This window comes from Streptomyces sp. DH37 (genome assembly GCF_029813835.1).
Lineage (GTDB): Bacteria > Actinomycetota > Actinomycetes > Streptomycetales > Streptomycetaceae > Streptomyces.
The window spans coordinates 180,753-196,605 of record NZ_JARVKV010000003.1 but is presented as its reverse complement, the minus strand read 5'-3'; the positions used below and the strand labels follow the sequence as shown (position 1 = coordinate 196,605).

Sequence of the window (15,853 nt, the reverse complement as noted above, 5' to 3'; positions counted from 1 at the left end):
CACGGGTGCGGGCCGGGGGCGGGAAGGACCGCGCGATGAGACGACTCCTGCGGCAACACCGTCGACCCCGGCCGTCACAGCGGCCCCGGCGACGTCCGGCATCCGGGTCCGGACCCCGGCGGCGTACGTCCGTCCTGCTGGCCGCCGTCCTGCTGGCCACGGGCGCCCCGGCCGCCCAGGCCGACGCCCCCTCCGGCGCCGACCGCGCCGACCGCACCGACCGCACCGACCGCGCCGGGGGGCCGTCCCCCCGCCTCGAGAGGCTCGACCGCGGCCTGGTCGCCGTCGCCACCGGCGAGGGCGTCTTCCTCAGCTGGCGGCTGCTCGGCACGGAGGTCACCGGCTCCACCGCCACCGGCATGGCGGGCCCGGACTTCCGCGTCTACCGGGACGGGAAGCGGATCGCGACCGTCACCGACAGCACCAACCACTTCGACCGGGGCGCCCCCGCGGACGCCGAGTACCGCGTCGTCCCCGTCGTCGACGGCCGGGAGAGCCGCACGGCGGGCCGCGGCGGGACGGTCACCCCCTGGTCCGGCGCGTACGCCGAGCTGCCGCTGCGCAGACCCGCCGACGGCGTCACCCCGGCCGGCGAGCGGTACACGTACTCCGCCAACGACATGAGCGTCGGCGACGTGGACGGCGACGGACGCTACGAGTACGTCGTCAAGTGGGACCCGTCCAACTCCAAGGACGTCTCGCAGAAGGGCTACACCGGCAACGTCCACATCGACACCTACCGCCTCGACGGCACCCTCCTGCACCGCCTCGACCTGGGCGTCAACATCCGGGCGGGCGCCCACTACACCCAGTTCCCCGTCTACGACTTCGACGGCGACGGACGCGCGGAGATGATGGTCAAGACCGCACCCGGCACCAGGAGCATCCGCTACGGCGAGGACGGCCGCGTCGTCTCCGAGCGGTACGTCACCATGCCGCGCGAGGACGTCCGCGCCGGGTACTCCCACCGCGACGACTACCGGATGAGCGCCGCGGACTACCGCGAGCACCTGGTCGGGACGTTCCTCGGCTGGCACGAGCACCCCGAGGTGGCGGCCGGGAACTGGCCCGCCACCCTGGAGGAGGCCTTCGGCATCGGGCGGCGCCACGCCTACCCCCTCTCCCGCGCCGCCGCCGAGGACCTCGCCGACCACTTCCTCGACGTCTACGCCCCGGGCCGCAGCGCCCGCAACGACCTGCGCGCCTTCGAGGGCTTCGTCCTCACCGGCCCCGAGTACCTGACGGTGTTCGACGGCGCCACCGGCCGCGAGCTCCAGACCGTGCGCTACGAGCCGGGGCGGCACGACGACGGCCTGATGTGGGGCGACTACGCCATGAGCCGCATCGAGCCGGGCAACCGCGTCGACCGCTTCCTGGCGGGCGTGGCCTACCTCGACGGAAAGCGCCCCTCGGCCGTCTTCGCCCGCGGCTACTACACGCGCGCCGCCCTCGCCGCCTACCGCTGGGACGGAAAGCGCCTGAAGCGCGACTGGTACGCCGACAGCGGCTGGACGCCCATGTCCAACCCCTTCGACGACTCCCCCCACGGCGTGGACGGCACCGATCCCGAGTACGGGACCCTCACCACCCAGGGCTTCCACTCCCTCAGCGCGGCGGACGTGGACGGCGACGGCCGCCAGGAGATCGTCTACGGCGCGGCCACCCTCGACGACGACGGCTCCCTGCTCTACAGCTCGTTCGCCGAGGCTCCGCCCGGCAGCGCCGTGCCGGGGCAGCGCGTGCGGCTCGGCCACGGCGACGCCCTGCACGTCGCCGACGTCGACCCCGCCCGGCCGGGCCTGGAGATCCACACCGTCCACGAGGGCGGGCGCCACGCCCCCTACGGCCACGCGCTGCGCGACGCCGCCACCGGCGAGGTGCTGTACGGCGGCTACACCGGCGTCGACACCGGCCGCGGCATGGTGGGCGACGTCGACCCGGCACGGCCCGGCCTGGAGACCTGGGGCTCGAACGGCGTCGGCCTGTGGAGCGCGGACGGGCAGCGGCTCGGGGACGCCATTCCCGGCACCAACGCGAGCATCCGCTGGTCCGCCGACATGACCACGCAGATCGTGGACGGCGCGGGCGAGAACGCCCCGGTGATCAGGGACTGGCGGCGCGGCACGCTGCTGACCGCCGGGGGCACCCGCACCAACAACGGCACCAAGGGCAACCCGTCCCTGGTGGCCGACGTCCTCGGCGACTGGCGCGAGGAGCTGCTGGTGCGCACCGCCGACAGCTCGGCGATACGGCTCTACACCAGCACCGAGGTGACCGACCGCAAGCTGTACACGCTGATGCACGACCCGCAGTACCGGGTCGAGGTGGCGCGGCAGCAGACGACGTACAACCAGCCGGCGTACCCGTCCTTCCACCTGGGCGCGGACACCGACTGGTCGCGGGTGCCCGTACCCGGCGCGCCCGCACCCGGCCGCCGCTGACCGTACGGCCGGGGTGCGGCCCTCAGTCGTGCCACACCCCGGCCAGGGCGGCCGCGTGCGAGGCGGCCTGCGCGCGTCCGGCACGTGCGCAGGCCGCTCCGCGGGACGGGTCCAGGGGGTTGCGGCCGGCGGCGCGGCGCGCGGCGGAGTCCGGGGTGAGCAGGGCGACCCGCGCCCCGCCCGCCCTCAGCGCCGCCGCGTGCCGCTCCGCCCTCGGCCCCGGCCCGAAGGCCCTGGGCATCGGGGCGAGCACCACCACGCGCCGGTGGCCCCGCGCCAGGTCGGCGTTGGTCGTCGACCGTACGCCCCCGTCCATCCACCGCCGCCCGCACAGGGCGACCGGCGGCCACAGTCCCGGCATCGCGCAGCTCGCGGTGACCGCCCGGAGCAGGTCGGCGCCGCTGCCGGAGTGGAAGGCGCGCAGGGAGCCGCTGTACGCGTCCACGGCGGTCACGCGCAGCGGTCTGCCGGGCCACTCCCGCAGCGGCAGCAGGCGGGCCATCTCCTCCAGCGCCTCGTCCTCCGGGACGGTGGGGAAGCGGAGCGCCATCCTCCCCAGCCGCCGCGCCGTCGCCTCCGGGGTGCGGCGGCCGAGCTGCGCCCGCAGGAACCGGAGGACCGCGCCGGGGGCGAGCCGCAGCGGGGGGCCGGCCGCGTCCGGTTCCGACCGCCGCTCGTAGAGCTCCCCCGGGGAGGTTCCGGCGGCCAGCCGGGTGCCGACCACCGCTCCCGCCGAGGTGCCGATCACCACGTCGGCGTCGGAGAGGTCCACTCCGGCGGCGGCCAGCCCGGCCAGCACCCCCACCTCCCACGCCCCGCCGGCGTGCCCGCCGCTGCCCAGTACGAGCGCCCTCTCCGCCACGGCCTCCGGCCCCCCTCGCTGTCCCGCCGCCTCGCTGTCCCGCCGCCCGTGTCCGTCTACCCGGCGCGGCCGGCCGGAAGCCGCCGCACGGGTGACGTACGCTCGCACAGCCGATCGATCCGCGAGGCAGGAGACCCCATGGCCGCGACGCTGACCAACTGGGCCGGGAACGTCGAGTTCGCCGCCCGGAGACTGCACCGCCCGGCGTCGGCGGACCGGCTCCGGGAGATCGTCGCGGGTGCCGACCGCGTACGCGTGCTGGGCTCGGGCCACTCCTTCAACCGGATCGCCGACACCAGCGGCGACCTGGTCACCCTGGACGACCTGCCCCGCGCCGTCGAGGTCGACCCGGCCACCGCCACCGTCCGGGTCGGCGGCGCGGTCCGGTTCGGCGAGCTGTGCCCGGTGCTGCGGCGGCACGGGCTGGCCCTGCCCAACCTGCCCTCCACCCCGCACTTCACCCTCGCCGGCGCGTACGCCACCGGTACGCACGGCTCGGGGGACACCGGCGGCACGCTGGCCGCCGCCGTCCGGTCGGTGGAGTTCGTCACCGCGGACGGCGGCACCGCCACCGTCTCGCGCGGCGACGGGGACTTCGAGGGGGCGGTGGTCTCGCTCGGCGCCCTGGGCGTCGTCACCGCCCTCACCGTGGAGGCGTGCCCGGCCTTCGAGGTCGAGCAGTACGTCCACGAGGGCCTTCCCTGGACGGTGCTGGCGGAGCACCCGCAGGAGGTGTTCGGCGCCGCGTACAGCGTCAGCGTCTTCACCGACTGGGCCGACTCGGTACGGGTGTGGGTCAAGCGCCGCACCGGCGACCCGCTGCCCGACCTCGCCCGGACCGGAGCCCGCCCCGCCGACGGCCCCCGCCACCCGATCGCGGGGATGCCGGCCGGGAACGCCACCGAGCAGCGGGGCGTGCCGGGCCCGTGGGACGAGCGGCTGCCGCACTTCCGGTCCGGCTTCGTGCCCAGCGCCGGGGACGAGCTGCAGTCGGAGTACTTCGTCCCCCGGGACCGCGCCGCCGGGGCCTTCGCGGCGCTGAGGGAGCTCGGACCGCTGCTCGCCCCCGTCCTGCAGGTCTCCGAGATACGCACCGTGGCCGCCGACCCGCACTGGCTCAGCCCCGCCCACGGCCGCGACAGCGTCGCCCTCCACTTCACCTGGACGTCCGACGCCCGTGCCGTCGCGCCCGTGCTGCTCCGCGTCGAGGAGGCGCTCGCCCCCTTCGACGCCCGCCCGCACTGGGGGAAGCTGTCGTCCACCGACCCCGGGGTCCTGAGCGCCTCCTACGAACGCTGGGACGACTTCCGCGCGCTGCTGCGGCGGTTCGACCCGGCGGGCACGTTCCGCAACGACCTGATCGACCGGTACTTCCCGCGCTGACCGGCCGGCGGCCGGGGGGCGGCACCCGGCACCCGGCGCCCGGCGCCCGGCGCCCCACGGCCGGGCGGGGCACCGGGAGGGGGATCCGGCAGATGCCCGATGTTCCCGAGAACGGATGGGTTTGACCTCTCCGTGCGGGCGGATCACCTCCCCCAAACCGGGCCGGTTGTGCCCGACTCATTCCCACCGGGCCGCCCAGTCGCTACCTTCCCTTGCACTGCGTCCGTAACCCGGACACGCAACCCCTGACGTCGAACAGCCCGTCCCAGCTGTCCGCACCGGAAGGATCCTCCCGTGCACGCACCTCTCCTCAGAGGCGGAAAGCGCAGAATCATCGCGGTCGCCGCTGCCGCGTCCCTCGCCACCCCGCTGCTGCTCGCCGCGTCCGCAGGCCCGGCGGCGGCGAAGCCCGACCCCGGCAGGCAGGGCGAGAAGCTGGCGAGGCAGCTCGTCAAGAAGACCGGCTCCGAAGGCGCCATGAGGCACCTGCGGGCGTTCCAGGCGATCGCCGACGCCAGGGACGACAACCGAGCGGCGGGCTCCGCCGGCTACGACTGGTCCGCGAAGTACGCGGGCACCCTGCTCAAGGCGGCCGGCTACCAGGTCACCTACCAGAACTTCGACTTCGTCTACCGCGAGACGCTCGCGGAGAAGCTGTCCGTCCTGACGCCCACTCAGCGCGACGTCCCCATCAAGCTGATGACGTACACCGCGAGCACCCCCGAAGGCGGCGTCGAGGCCGCCCTCGCGGCCGTGCCGGTGGACGCCGACGGCACCACCGGCTGCGAGGCCGGGGACTTCGCCTCCGGCGACTTCGCCGGCAAGATCGCGCTGATCCAGCGCGGCGGCTGCGCCTTCGCCCAGAAGCAGGCCAACGCCGCCGACGCCGGCGCGATCGGCGCGGTCATCTACAACAACACCGACGGGGACCTCAACGGCACCCTCGGCGACGCCTCCGCGGGCCGCATCCCCACCGGCGGCATCACCCGGGCGGCGGGCGAGGAGCTGGCGGCCGCCGTCGCCCAGGGCACCGTCACCGTCAGCCTGGAGATCCGCGAGTTCCACGAGACCCGCTCCACGCCCAACGTCATCGCCGAGACCCGCGGCGGCGACCCGGACAACGTGGTGATGTTCGGCGCCCACCTGGACTCCGTCGCCGACGGCCCGGGCATCAACGACAACGCCTCGGGCTCCGCCGGCATCCTGGAGACCGCCCTCCAGCTCGCCAAGGCCGACCGGAAGGGCAAGCACGCCAACAAGGTGCGCTTCGCGCTGTGGTCCGCCGAGGAGGTGGGCCTGCAGGGCTCCGAGCACTACGTGACGAACCTGCCCGAGGCCGAGCGCGAGAAGATCGCCCTCTACCTCAACTTCGACATGATCGCCTCGCCGAACTACGGCCTGTTCGTCTACGACGGCGACGACTCCGACGGCGTCGGCGCCGGCCCGGGCCCCGAGGGCTCGGCGCAGCTGGAGCACGCGATCAACACCTTCATGCGGTCGCAGGGCCAGGAGCCGCGCGGCACCGACTTCACCGGCCGCTCCGACTACGGCCCCTTCATCGAGGCCGGCATCCCCTCCGGCGGCACCTTCACCGGCGCCGAGGGCATCAAGAGCGAGGAGGAGGCCGCCCTGTGGGGCGGCGAGGCCGGCCTCGCGTACGACCAGTGCTACCACCAGGCGTGCGACGACCTGGGCAACGTCAGCGAGAAGGCGCTCGGCATCAACGTCGACGTGATCGCCGACGCCGTCGGCACCTACGCCTGGGACACCTCCTCCCTGGAGGAGGACGTGCCCTTCGAGCCCACCAAGGGCACCGCGGGCAGCGGCGGCGGTCTGCACGACCACGACCACGACCTGACCGCCTGACGGACACCCCTCGGACGGCACCCACCGCGGGCGCCGGGGCACCCGCCCCGGCGCCCGCGGCGCTTTCCGCGCGGCGCACCGGACGGCACCGGCCGCGCGGGGAGCCGGATCGCCGTTCCGACCCTCCGCCGGAAGGCTGCGCCCCGCGCCGCCGGACCGGTAGGCTTTCCGTGTGATCTTCAAGCGAATCGGAAACGGGCGGCCGTACCCCGACCACGGCCGGGAGAGCACCCGCCAGTGGGCGGATGTCGCCCCACGCCCGGTGCGCCTTGACCAGCTCGTCACCACCAAGGGCCAGCTCGACCTGGAGACGCTGCTCGCCGAGGACTCCACGTTCTACGGCGACCTGTTCGCGCACGTCGTGAAGTGGAACGGGGACCTCTACCTGGAGGACGGGCTCCACCGCGCCGTGCGCGCCGCCCTCCAGCAGCGGCAGGTCCTGCACGCCCGCGTGCTCGAACTCGACTGACGCCCCGGACCGGGTCCGGTCCCGGGCCGGACCCGCCCGCGCTCGGGGGCGGGTGCCCGCGTTGGCCCTTTCGGGGCCGACTGCGGTGCGCGCATTGATCGTTTAGTAGGCATTACGCCGTCTCCGCACTACGCTGCGCCCATGAGCATGCTCACTCCCCCCGGCATGGGCGGCAAGTACCGCATCACGGGTGACAGCTACCCGCGGATGCGGCGCCCGCGCAGGCGCCGCAGGATCGTCGTCGCCGCCGTCGCGGCGACCGCCGCCCTCGGTGTGCTCTCCTGGGGGACGGTGCAGCTCCTCGACGCCTTCACGGGCGGTACCACCACCGTGCGGGCCGCCGGCGGCGACCGGGGCTGTGAGCGCGGCGACGGGGGGCGCGGCGACTCCGCGGGCCCGGGGAGCAGTGTCTCGGCGCACCCCGCCAGGGACTCCGGCGCCTCGGGCGAGCCCGGCCGGACCGCCGCGCCCGGCGCCCTGCCGAAGCCGTCGGCCGTCACGGTCAACGTCTACAACGCGACCACCCGCGGCGGCCTGGCCAAGAAGACCGCGGACGCGCTGGAGAAGCGCGGTTTCACCATCGGCGAGGTGGCCAACGCACCGGCCTCCCTCGACAAGAAGGTGAAGGAGGCCGGGCTGCTCGTGGGCCCGCCCGCCGCGTACCGCAGCGGCGCGTTCGACGTCCTGCGCACCCAGTTGCCCGGCGCGAAGGTCAGGGCGGTGGACCGCAAGGGCGAGGAGATCGACCTGGTGATCGGCAAGGCCTTCACCGGCCTGGCGGCCGAGAAGGAGGCACGGAAGGCCATGGCGGCCCTCGCCAGCCCCTCCCCCTCGCCCTCCCCCTCGGGCTGCTGAGCGGCGCACGAGTCCGCCGGGCGTGCCGTGCCGTGCCGTACGGGTCCTAGCCCGCCGTCCCGTACATGCGGTCGCCCGCGTCGCCCAGGCCCGGGACGATGTAGCCGTCCTCGTTGAGCCGCTCGTCGACCGAGGCGGTCACCACCGTCACCGGCGTGCCCGCCAGCTCGCGCTCCATCAGCTCCACGCCCTCGGGCGCCGCCAGCAGGCAGAGCGCCGTGACGTCGTCGGCGCCGCGCCGGATCAGCTCCCGGATCGCCGCCACCAGCGTGCCGCCGGTGGCCAGCATCGGGTCCAGGACGTACACCTGGCGCCCGGAGAGGTCGTCGGGCATGCGGGTGGCGTACGTGGACGCCTGGAGGGTGCGCTCGTCGCGGATCATGCCCAGGAAGCCCACCTCGGCGGTCGGCAGCAGCCGCACCATCCCGTCCAGCATCCCGAGCCCGGCCCGCAGGATCGGCACCACCAGCGGACGCGGATGGGACAGCCGCACGCCCGTCGTGACCGTCACCGGGGTGCTGATGTCGACCGGCTCGATGCGCACGTCCCGGGTGGCCTCGTAGGCCAGCAGGGTGACCAGCTCGTCGGCGAGGCGCCGGAAGGTCGGGGAGTCGGTGCGCTCGTCGCGCAGCGTGGTGAGTTTGTGCGCCACCAGCGGGTGGTCGACGACGTGAATCCGCATGCCCCCGACAGTAACCGAGGCACGATCCGGGCTCGCACTGGCGTACAAGCGTCTTTTCGGGGGACAGTGGACAGGTACGACCGGAGGTGTGGCCGTATGACCGAACCCAGGCAGCGACAAGGCGACACGCCCGACGACCGTCGGGCGCTCATACGCGAGGAACGGCGGGACCGGCGGGACCTCCAGGAGCCCGGGGAGCGCCGCGGGGGCACCCGGGCCCCCGGCGGCCCCGCGGTCCCCACCGACCTGGAGAGCGACGCGGAACGGCGCCGCCGCCGAGCGGTCTTCCTGCGCGAGCTGAACGAGGCGAAGGCCCTGCGCGAGCGGGTCCAGCCACGCCGCGCCCGCGCCGCGCGCATGCGCCAGGCGATGCGGATGAGGACATTTCGCTGGTAGTCCGCCGCAACACCCGCACGACGCACAGCCGAAGACCTCTCGCGAAGCGCCGGTTTCTGCCACGATTCCGATTGGGCGGGGCGCGGTCCCGTCATCACTCGGGCACCTGAAACCAGTGGGAGAGTCACGGTGTACTTCGCCGCACTGCTCGCGCGCACCGAAGACGGGTGGGAAGCGAGCGACACAGAACTCGACGAGGTCGAGACGCTGGCCGATCTCGCCGACCTGGCCCGGGAGGCCGCGGAGGACGACGAGCCGGTCCTGGTCTGCATCGAACAGGAGGGCGTCTGGTTCGGCGTCGTCCGGGTGGAGGGCGAGGAGGACCCCCGCATCTTCGTCTCGGACGCGGCCGGGGCCGCACGCAGCTCCTACGGGGAGATCCTGCTCACCGACGAGATCCTCGGCCGCGAACCGGCCGACGGGGAGGACCTCGACCTCCTCGTGGACCTCGACGGCACGGAGGACGGCGAACCGGCGGGCGACGACGGGGACGGCCGGGACGACGGGGACGACGGGGAGACAGCCGCGGGGTCCCCCGGCACGGTCCCGGCGGGACCGGTCGGCGACGCCGAGCTGCTGGCCGACTTCGGCCTGGACGGCAAGGCGCTGCTCTCGCTGACCTCCGAGGACGCCCTGAGCGAGATCGCCGACGCGCTCGGCTGCACGGACATGCTGGAGGCCGTCCGGTAGCCCGCCCCGGTCCCACCCGGCCCGGCTCCGGCCCGGCGCACGCCGCCCCGCCCGCCGTGCGCCGGGCCGGGCGGGTGGGGGAAACCGAGCCCGGGCGGGCGGGGGAAACCGAGCCCGGACGGGTGGGAGAAACTGAGCCCATGAGCGCCCCTCCGCCGCCTCCGGCTCCACCGAGCGAGACGCCCGCCCCGGATCCGCTGCGCGATCCGTGGCGGGCGGCGATGCGCCGTGCCCTGGCCGAGGCCGTACGGGCCCCGGAGACCGGGGACGTACCCGTCGGCGCGGTCGTCCTGGGCCCGGACGGCGCGGTCCTGGGCCTCGGCCGCAACGAGCGCGAGGCGACCGGCGACCCCACGGCGCACGCGGAGGTCGTGGCGATCCGCGAGGCGGCCCGGGCGGTCGGCGAGTGGCGGCTGACGGGCTGCACCCTGGCGGTGACGCTGGAGCCGTGCACGATGTGCGCGGGCGCGATCGTGCTGGCGCGGCTGGAGAGGGTCGTCTACGGGGCGGTGGACGAGAAGGCGGGCGCGGCCGGCTCCCTGTGGGACGTCGTGCGCGACCGCAGGCTCAACCACCGGCCGGAGGTGGTCTCCGGGGTGCTGGCCGAGGAGTGCGGGAGACTGCTGACGGACTTCTTCCGCGCGCCCTCCCGCCCGTCGGACAGGGGTCCGGGGGGCCGGAGCGGCGCCCGTCCCGATACCGATTTCGGCGCACGCCCGACCATGGGCTAGGCTTCCTCCCGGTAGCGTGTCCGAGCGGCCGAAGGAGCTCGCCTCGAAAGCGAGTGTGGGGGCAACTCCACCGTGGGTTCAAATCCCACCGCTACCGCCGCAGTCGAAGGGCCCCTCTCCGGAGGGGCCCTTCGCCGTGCGCCCCGCAGCGCCTTCCGTCCGCCTTCCGCCCGTCCCCGTCCGTCCCCCGTCCGCGCCCCGTACGGCGCCGGCCCGCGCAACCCCTGGGACCACCGGGCGGTGCCGGTTAGACTCTCGCGACCGCGTGGGCGGTCCCGTGTTCGGGGACACTCGGGGATGTTCGGGGAGAGGCAGAACGCCGTGGACGTGAAGAAGGTCGTGCTCTACGTACTCCTCGTCTTCATCCTCTACTCGATCATCACCTCGCCCGACCGCTCCGCCGAACTCGTCGGCGTCGGGTTCGAGGGCATCTCCAGCGCGGCGAAGGGCGTCGGCACCTTCATGACCGAACTGGTGAACTGAGCCGGGCCGTCCGTACGGACCCCTCCCCCTCCGCTCCCCCCGGCCGTCCTCCGCCTCCCCCCGCCGCACGGGGGCGGGCCCCCGGACGGCGGTCCGCCGTGCGCCCCTCCGTAACAACACGGAGTTACACGGTGCTTGCACACAGTGCATATAACTTGTGATGCTATGACCGCTTTTGCCGGATGAAACAACCGTGAAGGGGTTGGACGATCGGTGGCGGTCACGCAGACCCTTCCCCGGACCCCGACGGGGTCGGCCCCCAGCCGTCGGAGCGCGGAGACCCGCGCCCTGACCCAGGTGCTCTTCGAGCGGCTCTCCGGCCTGGAGCCCGGCACCCCCGAGCACGAGCGGGTGCGCGGGGCCCTGATCGAGGCCAACATCCCGCTGGTGCGCTACGTCGCCGCCCGCTTCCGCAGCCGCAACGAGCCGATGGAGGACGTCGTCCAGGTCGGCACCATCGGCCTCATCAACGCCATCGACCGCTTCGACCCCGGCCGCGGGGTGCAGTTCCCGACGTTCGCGATGCCGACGATCATCGGCGAGATCCGGCGCTACTTCCGCGACAACGTCCGCACCGTGCACGTACCGCGCCGGCTGCACGAGATGTGGGTGCAGGTCAGCAGTGCGACGGAGGACCTGACCGTGCTGCACGGCCGCTCCCCCACCACCGCCGAGATCGCCGAGCGGCTGCGGATCGGCGAGGAGGACGTCCTCGCCTGCCTGGAGGCCGGCCGCGCCTACCGCGCCACCTCCCTGGAGGCCGCCCAGGAGCGCGAGGACGGCCTGCCCGGACTGATCGACCGGCTCGGCTACGAGGACCCGGCGCTGGACGGCGTGGAGCACCGCGACCTGGTGCGGCACCTGCTCGTCCAGCTCCCCGAGCGCGAGCAGCGGATCCTGCTGCTGCGGTACTACCGGAACCTGACGCAGTCCCAGATCAGCGCGGAACTCGGCGTGTCGCAGATGCACGTGTCCCGGCTGCTGTCGCGGAGCTTCGCCCGCCTGCGTGCCGCAAATCCCCTCGACGCGTAACCCGCGCGTGTGACACTCGTTCAGGCGCATCCCCATCCCGAGCTGTGCAGTTTTATCGACTTGGGGCTACGTCGTGTTGCTGACTTGTGACATTCTGCGAGAAGTGCGTTTGCCGCGACGGCGCCGCCGGTATTGACCGGGAGGTGCCTCCCTCACGTCCGAGGGCGCCGCCGCGATCCGTCCGCGACCTCAAGGGGGTGGCATGTCCGTAGAACTGGGCAGCTCGAAGGTGCTCGCCGAGCCCGAGACCAAGGCCGACGCCGCACCGCACGTTCCCTCAGACTGCGACGCCATCGACACCCGGACCCTCTCCCGCTCCCTGTTCCAGCGGCTCGCCACGCTCGACGCCGACAGCCCGGAGCGCGTCTACGTACGAGACACCCTCATCGAGCTGAACCTCCCGCTCGTGCGGTACGCGGCGGCCCGCTTCCGCAGCCGCAACGAGCCGATGGAGGACATCGTCCAGGTCGGCACCATCGGCCTCATCAAGGCCATCGACCGCTTCGACTGCGAACGGGGCGTGGAGTTCCCGACGTTCGCGATGCCGACGGTCGTCGGCGAGATCAAGCGCTTCTTCCGCGACACCTCCTGGTCGGTGCGCGTCCCCCGGCGCCTCCAGGAGCTGCGCCTGGCGCTCACCAAGGCCAGCGACGAGCTGTCGCAGAAGCTCGACCGCTCCCCGACGGTGGCCGAGCTGTCCGCCTGCCTCGGGGTGTCCGAGGAGGACGTGGTGGACGGGCTGGCCGTGGGCAACGCCTACACGGCCAGCTCCCTGGACTCCCCCGTCCCGGAGGAGGAGGGCAGCGAGGGCTCCCTCGCGGACCGGCTGGGGTACGAGGACAGCGCGCTGGAGGGCGTGGAGTACCGCGAGTCGCTCAAGCCGCTGCTCGCCAAGCTCCCGCCGCGCGAGCGGCAGATCATCATGCTCCGCTTCTTCGCGAACATGACGCAGTCGCAGATCGGCGAGCGGGTCGGCATCTCCCAGATGCACGTCTCGCGCCTGCTGACCCGTACGCTCGCGCAGCTGAGAGAGGGCCTCGTCTCGGAGGAGTGAGGCCCGGCCCCCGCACGGGGGTGGACGTGGAGACGCGGACAGCCGCCGGGGACGGCACCACACCGTCCCGGCGGCTGTCCGCGTTCGCGGCGCGGGCCGCCCCGCTCAGGAGAGGGCGAACCAGACGACCGCGGCGACGACCGCGACCAGCGCGGCGATCCCCACGATCAGACCGACCCGGGGGCCGGAGGACGAGGTCGCGGCGGGCGGGCGCGGCCCGTCCTCGTCGACGAAGGCGCGGAACATCTGGGTGCTTCCGGCCGGGTCGTGCTGGCCGGCCGGGCCCTGGGGTGCTTGGGGGTTGTGAGCCATGCCTCCGGACCCTAGCGAACGGGCCGGGCGCGGGTCACCCCAGGTCGCGTCCGCGCACCGGCCGCGCCCGCCCGCACACCGACCCCGCCCCGCCCGTGCACCGACATGCGGAGCCGTCGCGGGACCGCCGGCCGACTTGGTGAGCGGCACACCCGGTCTTGGGAAACTGTTTGCCCCCACACGTCCGTTTTCGTTTGCCTGAGGCAACCAACAAACATATGCTTGCCCTAAGCAACGATTTCTGCGGGCCGTGAGGAGGCATCCGGTGACATCACACGCTCCCTACCGGGACCTGGCCCGGGAGCTCGGCTCCATCGGCACCGTCCGGCGCGAGCTGGCCCGCGACCTGCCGTACGACTGCCCGCCCGCACCGGCGGTCCTCCTGACCCTGCTGGGACGGCACGGCGAGCTGCGGATGACGCGGCTCGCCGATCTGCTGGGCGTCGACGTGTCCGTCACCAGCCGCCATGTCGCGTACGCCGTGGAGCACGGCTGGGTCGACCGCCGGCCCGACCCCCTCGACGGCCGGGTCCGGCTGCTGCGGCTGACCGGCAGCGGTGAGCGGCTGCTGGCCGAGACGCACCGCCGCGTCAGCGAGACCCTCGCGCACCACCTCGGCGACTGGCCGGCCGAGGACGTGGGCCGCCTCACCGAACTGCTGGCACGGCTGCGCGCGAGCTTCGGCGACCGCGGCTGCCGTACGGCCTCCCGGGGCGCCGGCCACGCCCCGTACCGCACCGCCGCACACGACTGACCCCGGAGAAACACGTACCGCCCGTGCCCCGCGCCGCCGGGACACGGCCCCGCCCGGACGCACGGCCGTCCGGACCGCCCCGGACCCGCAGGCGTACGGCGCGCCGTGACACGACGCCCGACGCGAGAAGAGACACGGAAAGCAAGGAGCGCATGGCAACGTCCACACCCTCGGAGGTACGGAAGGGCGACACCGCCCGCACCGCCCCGGGCGCCGAACAGGTGCCCATGACGCACCGCCAGATCATGGAGGCGCTGTCCGGGCTGCTGCTCGGCATGTTCGTCTCCGTCCTGTCCTCGACGGTCGTCTCCAACGCCCTGCCGCAGATCATCTCTGACCTGGGCGGCGGCCAGAGCGCGTACACCTGGGTCGTCACGGCGGCGCTGCTGACCATGACCGCCTCCACACCGCTGTGGGGCAAGCTCGCCGACCTCTACAGCAAGAAGCTGCTGGTGCAGTCGGCGCTGGTGCTCTTCGTCCTGGCCTCGGCCGGCGCCGGCCTGTCCCAGGACACCGGCACCCTGATCGCCTTCCGGGCGGTGCAGGGCCTGGGCGCGGGCGGTCTGGCGGCGCTGTCCCAGATCATCATCGCCGCGATGATCCCCCCGCGTGAGCGCGGACGCTACAGCGGCTACCTGGGCGCGACCTTCGCCGTCGCCACGGTGGGCGGACCGCTGCTCGGCGGCGTGATCACCGACGCCTCCTGGCTCGGCTGGCGCTGGTGCTTCTACGTCGGCGTGCCCTTCGCGATCCTCGCGCTGGTCGTGCTCCAGAAGACGCTGCACCTGCCCGTGGTGAAGCGGGAGAACGTGACGGTGGACTGGCTGGGCGCCTCCCTCGTCACCGCCGCGGTCTCCCTGCTGCTGATATGGGTGACGCTGGCCGGGGACCGGTACGACTGGCTGTCCTGGCAGACGTACACGATGGTCGGCGTCTCGGTCGTCCTGGGTCTGGCCTTCGTGCTGACCGAGTCGCGCGCCGCCGAGCCGATCATCCCGCTGGGCCTGTTCCGCAACCGCACGATCACGCTCACCGCGCTGGCCTCGCTCTTCGTCGGCATCGCGATGTTCGGCGCGACCGTCTTCCTCAGCCAGTACTTCCAGCTCGCCCGCGGCGAGTCGCCGACGATGTCCGGGGTGCTGACGATCCCGATGATCGGCGGGCTGTTCGTCTCCTCCACCGTCTCCGGCCTGGTCATCACCCGCACCGGCCGCTGGAAGGCATGGCTGGTGGCGGGCGGCGTCCTGCTGACGGCCGGGCTCGGGCTGCTGGGCACGATGCGGTACGACACCCCGTACTGGCGGATCGCCCTCTTCATGGCGCTGCTGGGCACCGGCGTCGGCATGATGATGCAGAACCTCGTCCTGGCCACCCAGAACCAGGTCGCCCTCTCCGAGCTGGGCGCGGCCAGCTCCGTGCTCGCCTTCTTCCGCTCCCTCGGCGGCGCGGTCGGCGTCTCGGTGCTGGGCGCGGTGCTCGCCCACCGCATCACCGACTACGTCACCGACGGCATGACGAGGCTGGGCATCCGGCCCGAGGGCGCGACCGGCGGCAACGGCAGCGCCATCCCGGACCTGGAGAGCCTCCCGGCTCCGGTCCGCACCGTCGTCGAGAGCGCGTACGGCCACGGCGTCGCCGACATCTACCTCTACGCCGCGCCGATGGCGGTGGTCGCGCTGCTGCTGGTGCTGTTCGTCAAGGAGGTGCCGCTGCGCACCCACCTGGAGGACCACGCCGAGCGGACCGGGAAGGACGGGCAGCCGGGGGAGGCCGCCGGCCGGACCGTCTGACCTCCCCGCCCTCCTCCTCCGTCCGGGACCCCCGGGGCCGGAACCGCGCGTGC

The 15,853-nt window shown here is 73.8% G+C and carries 16 protein-coding genes and 1 tRNA gene; 14 read left to right on the top strand and 3 right to left on the bottom strand.

Going from position 1 to position 15,853, the window contains the following annotated elements; translation table 11 throughout:
- The first annotated feature begins 35 nt into the window (after positions 1-35).
- Positions 36-2,441, top strand: coding sequence for a rhamnogalacturonan lyase (locus tag QC029_RS03020; protein WP_279553735.1), 2,406 nt, complete (start codon positions 36-38; stop codon positions 2,439-2,441).
- A gap of 22 nt (positions 2,442-2,463) precedes the next feature.
- On the opposite strand, the gene QC029_RS03015 is transcribed toward QC029_RS03020, so the two are convergent.
- Positions 2,464-3,303 carry a patatin-like phospholipase family protein gene (locus QC029_RS03015; protein ID WP_279553734.1) on the bottom strand — a complete coding sequence of 280 codons (840 nt, stop codon included), beginning with the start codon at positions 3,301-3,303 and terminating at the stop codon, positions 2,464-2,466.
- A 138-nt stretch (positions 3,304-3,441) separates the two neighbouring features.
- Between QC029_RS03015 and QC029_RS03010 the strand changes: the two genes are divergently transcribed.
- The 4 genes from QC029_RS03010 to QC029_RS02995 all read left to right on the top strand — a co-directional run bounded on the left by QC029_RS03010 (position 3,442) and on the right by QC029_RS02995 (position 7,876).
- The gene (locus tag QC029_RS03010) at positions 3,442-4,686 is read left to right on the top strand and encodes an FAD-binding protein (RefSeq protein WP_279553733.1); all 1,245 of its coding nucleotides are present in this window, start codon (positions 3,442-3,444) and stop codon (positions 4,684-4,686) included.
- 294 nt (positions 4,687-4,980) lie between these two features.
- On the top strand, positions 4,981-6,552 hold the full coding sequence (locus QC029_RS03005; RefSeq protein ID WP_279553732.1) for a M28 family peptidase: 1,572 nt from the start codon (positions 4,981-4,983) through the stop codon (positions 6,550-6,552).
- A 172-nt stretch (positions 6,553-6,724) separates the two neighbouring features.
- The gene (locus QC029_RS03000) at positions 6,725-7,021 is read left to right on the top strand and encodes a type II toxin-antitoxin system VapB family antitoxin (protein ID WP_031508611.1); all 297 of its coding nucleotides are present in this window, start codon (positions 6,725-6,727) and stop codon (positions 7,019-7,021) included.
- 141 nt (positions 7,022-7,162) lie between these two features.
- Entirely contained in the window at positions 7,163-7,876 is a 714-nt protein-coding gene (locus QC029_RS02995; protein ID WP_279553731.1) for a LytR C-terminal domain-containing protein, read from the top strand.
- A gap of 46 nt (positions 7,877-7,922) precedes the next feature.
- Here the strand turns inward: QC029_RS02995 and upp are convergent, their stop codons facing one another.
- Positions 7,923-8,558, bottom strand: coding sequence for a uracil phosphoribosyltransferase (gene upp / locus QC029_RS02990; RefSeq protein ID WP_279553730.1), 636 nt, complete (start codon positions 8,556-8,558; stop codon positions 7,923-7,925).
- Between the two features lie 96 nt (positions 8,559-8,654).
- Here upp and QC029_RS02985 point away from each other — a divergent pair, with 96 nt between their 5' ends.
- From QC029_RS02985 to QC029_RS02955, 7 genes are all read left to right on the top strand, one after another.
- Complete coding sequence (locus QC029_RS02985; RefSeq protein ID WP_279553729.1) at positions 8,655-8,954, top strand: hypothetical protein; 300 nt, start codon at positions 8,655-8,657, stop codon at positions 8,952-8,954.
- A 129-nt stretch (positions 8,955-9,083) separates the two neighbouring features.
- Complete coding sequence (locus QC029_RS02980) at positions 9,084-9,644, top strand: hypothetical protein (RefSeq protein ID WP_279553728.1); 561 nt, start codon at positions 9,084-9,086, stop codon at positions 9,642-9,644.
- Between the two features lie 140 nt (positions 9,645-9,784).
- On the top strand, positions 9,785-10,375 hold the full coding sequence (gene tadA, locus QC029_RS02975) for a tRNA adenosine(34) deaminase TadA (RefSeq protein ID WP_279553727.1): 591 nt from the start codon (positions 9,785-9,787) through the stop codon (positions 10,373-10,375).
- A gap of 10 nt (positions 10,376-10,385) precedes the next feature.
- Positions 10,386-10,472 (top strand) — tRNA-Ser (locus QC029_RS02970).
- A 200-nt stretch (positions 10,473-10,672) separates the two neighbouring features.
- A complete protein-coding gene (locus tag QC029_RS02965) occupies positions 10,673-10,858 on the top strand; it encodes a hypothetical protein (RefSeq protein WP_279553726.1) in 186 nt (61 codons plus the stop codon).
- A 213-nt stretch (positions 10,859-11,071) separates the two neighbouring features.
- A complete protein-coding gene (locus QC029_RS02960) occupies positions 11,072-11,890 on the top strand; it encodes an RNA polymerase sigma factor SigF (RefSeq protein ID WP_279553725.1) in 819 nt (272 codons plus the stop codon).
- A gap of 202 nt (positions 11,891-12,092) precedes the next feature.
- Positions 12,093-12,944, top strand: coding sequence for an RNA polymerase sigma factor SigF (locus tag QC029_RS02955; protein WP_279553724.1), 852 nt, complete (start codon positions 12,093-12,095; stop codon positions 12,942-12,944).
- A 105-nt stretch (positions 12,945-13,049) separates the two neighbouring features.
- On the opposite strand, the gene QC029_RS02950 is transcribed toward QC029_RS02955, so the two are convergent.
- On the bottom strand, positions 13,050-13,256 hold the full coding sequence (locus tag QC029_RS02950; RefSeq protein WP_279553723.1) for a hypothetical protein: 207 nt from the start codon (positions 13,254-13,256) through the stop codon (positions 13,050-13,052).
- A gap of 265 nt (positions 13,257-13,521) precedes the next feature.
- Between QC029_RS02950 and QC029_RS02945 the strand changes: the two genes are divergently transcribed.
- A complete protein-coding gene (locus QC029_RS02945) occupies positions 13,522-14,010 on the top strand; it encodes a MarR family winged helix-turn-helix transcriptional regulator (RefSeq protein ID WP_279553722.1) in 489 nt (162 codons plus the stop codon).
- 152 nt (positions 14,011-14,162) lie between these two features.
- Positions 14,163-15,800 carry an MDR family MFS transporter gene (locus QC029_RS02940; RefSeq protein WP_279553721.1) on the top strand — a complete coding sequence of 546 codons (1,638 nt, stop codon included), beginning with the start codon at positions 14,163-14,165 and terminating at the stop codon, positions 15,798-15,800.
- Positions 15,801-15,853: the final 53 nt, after the last annotated feature.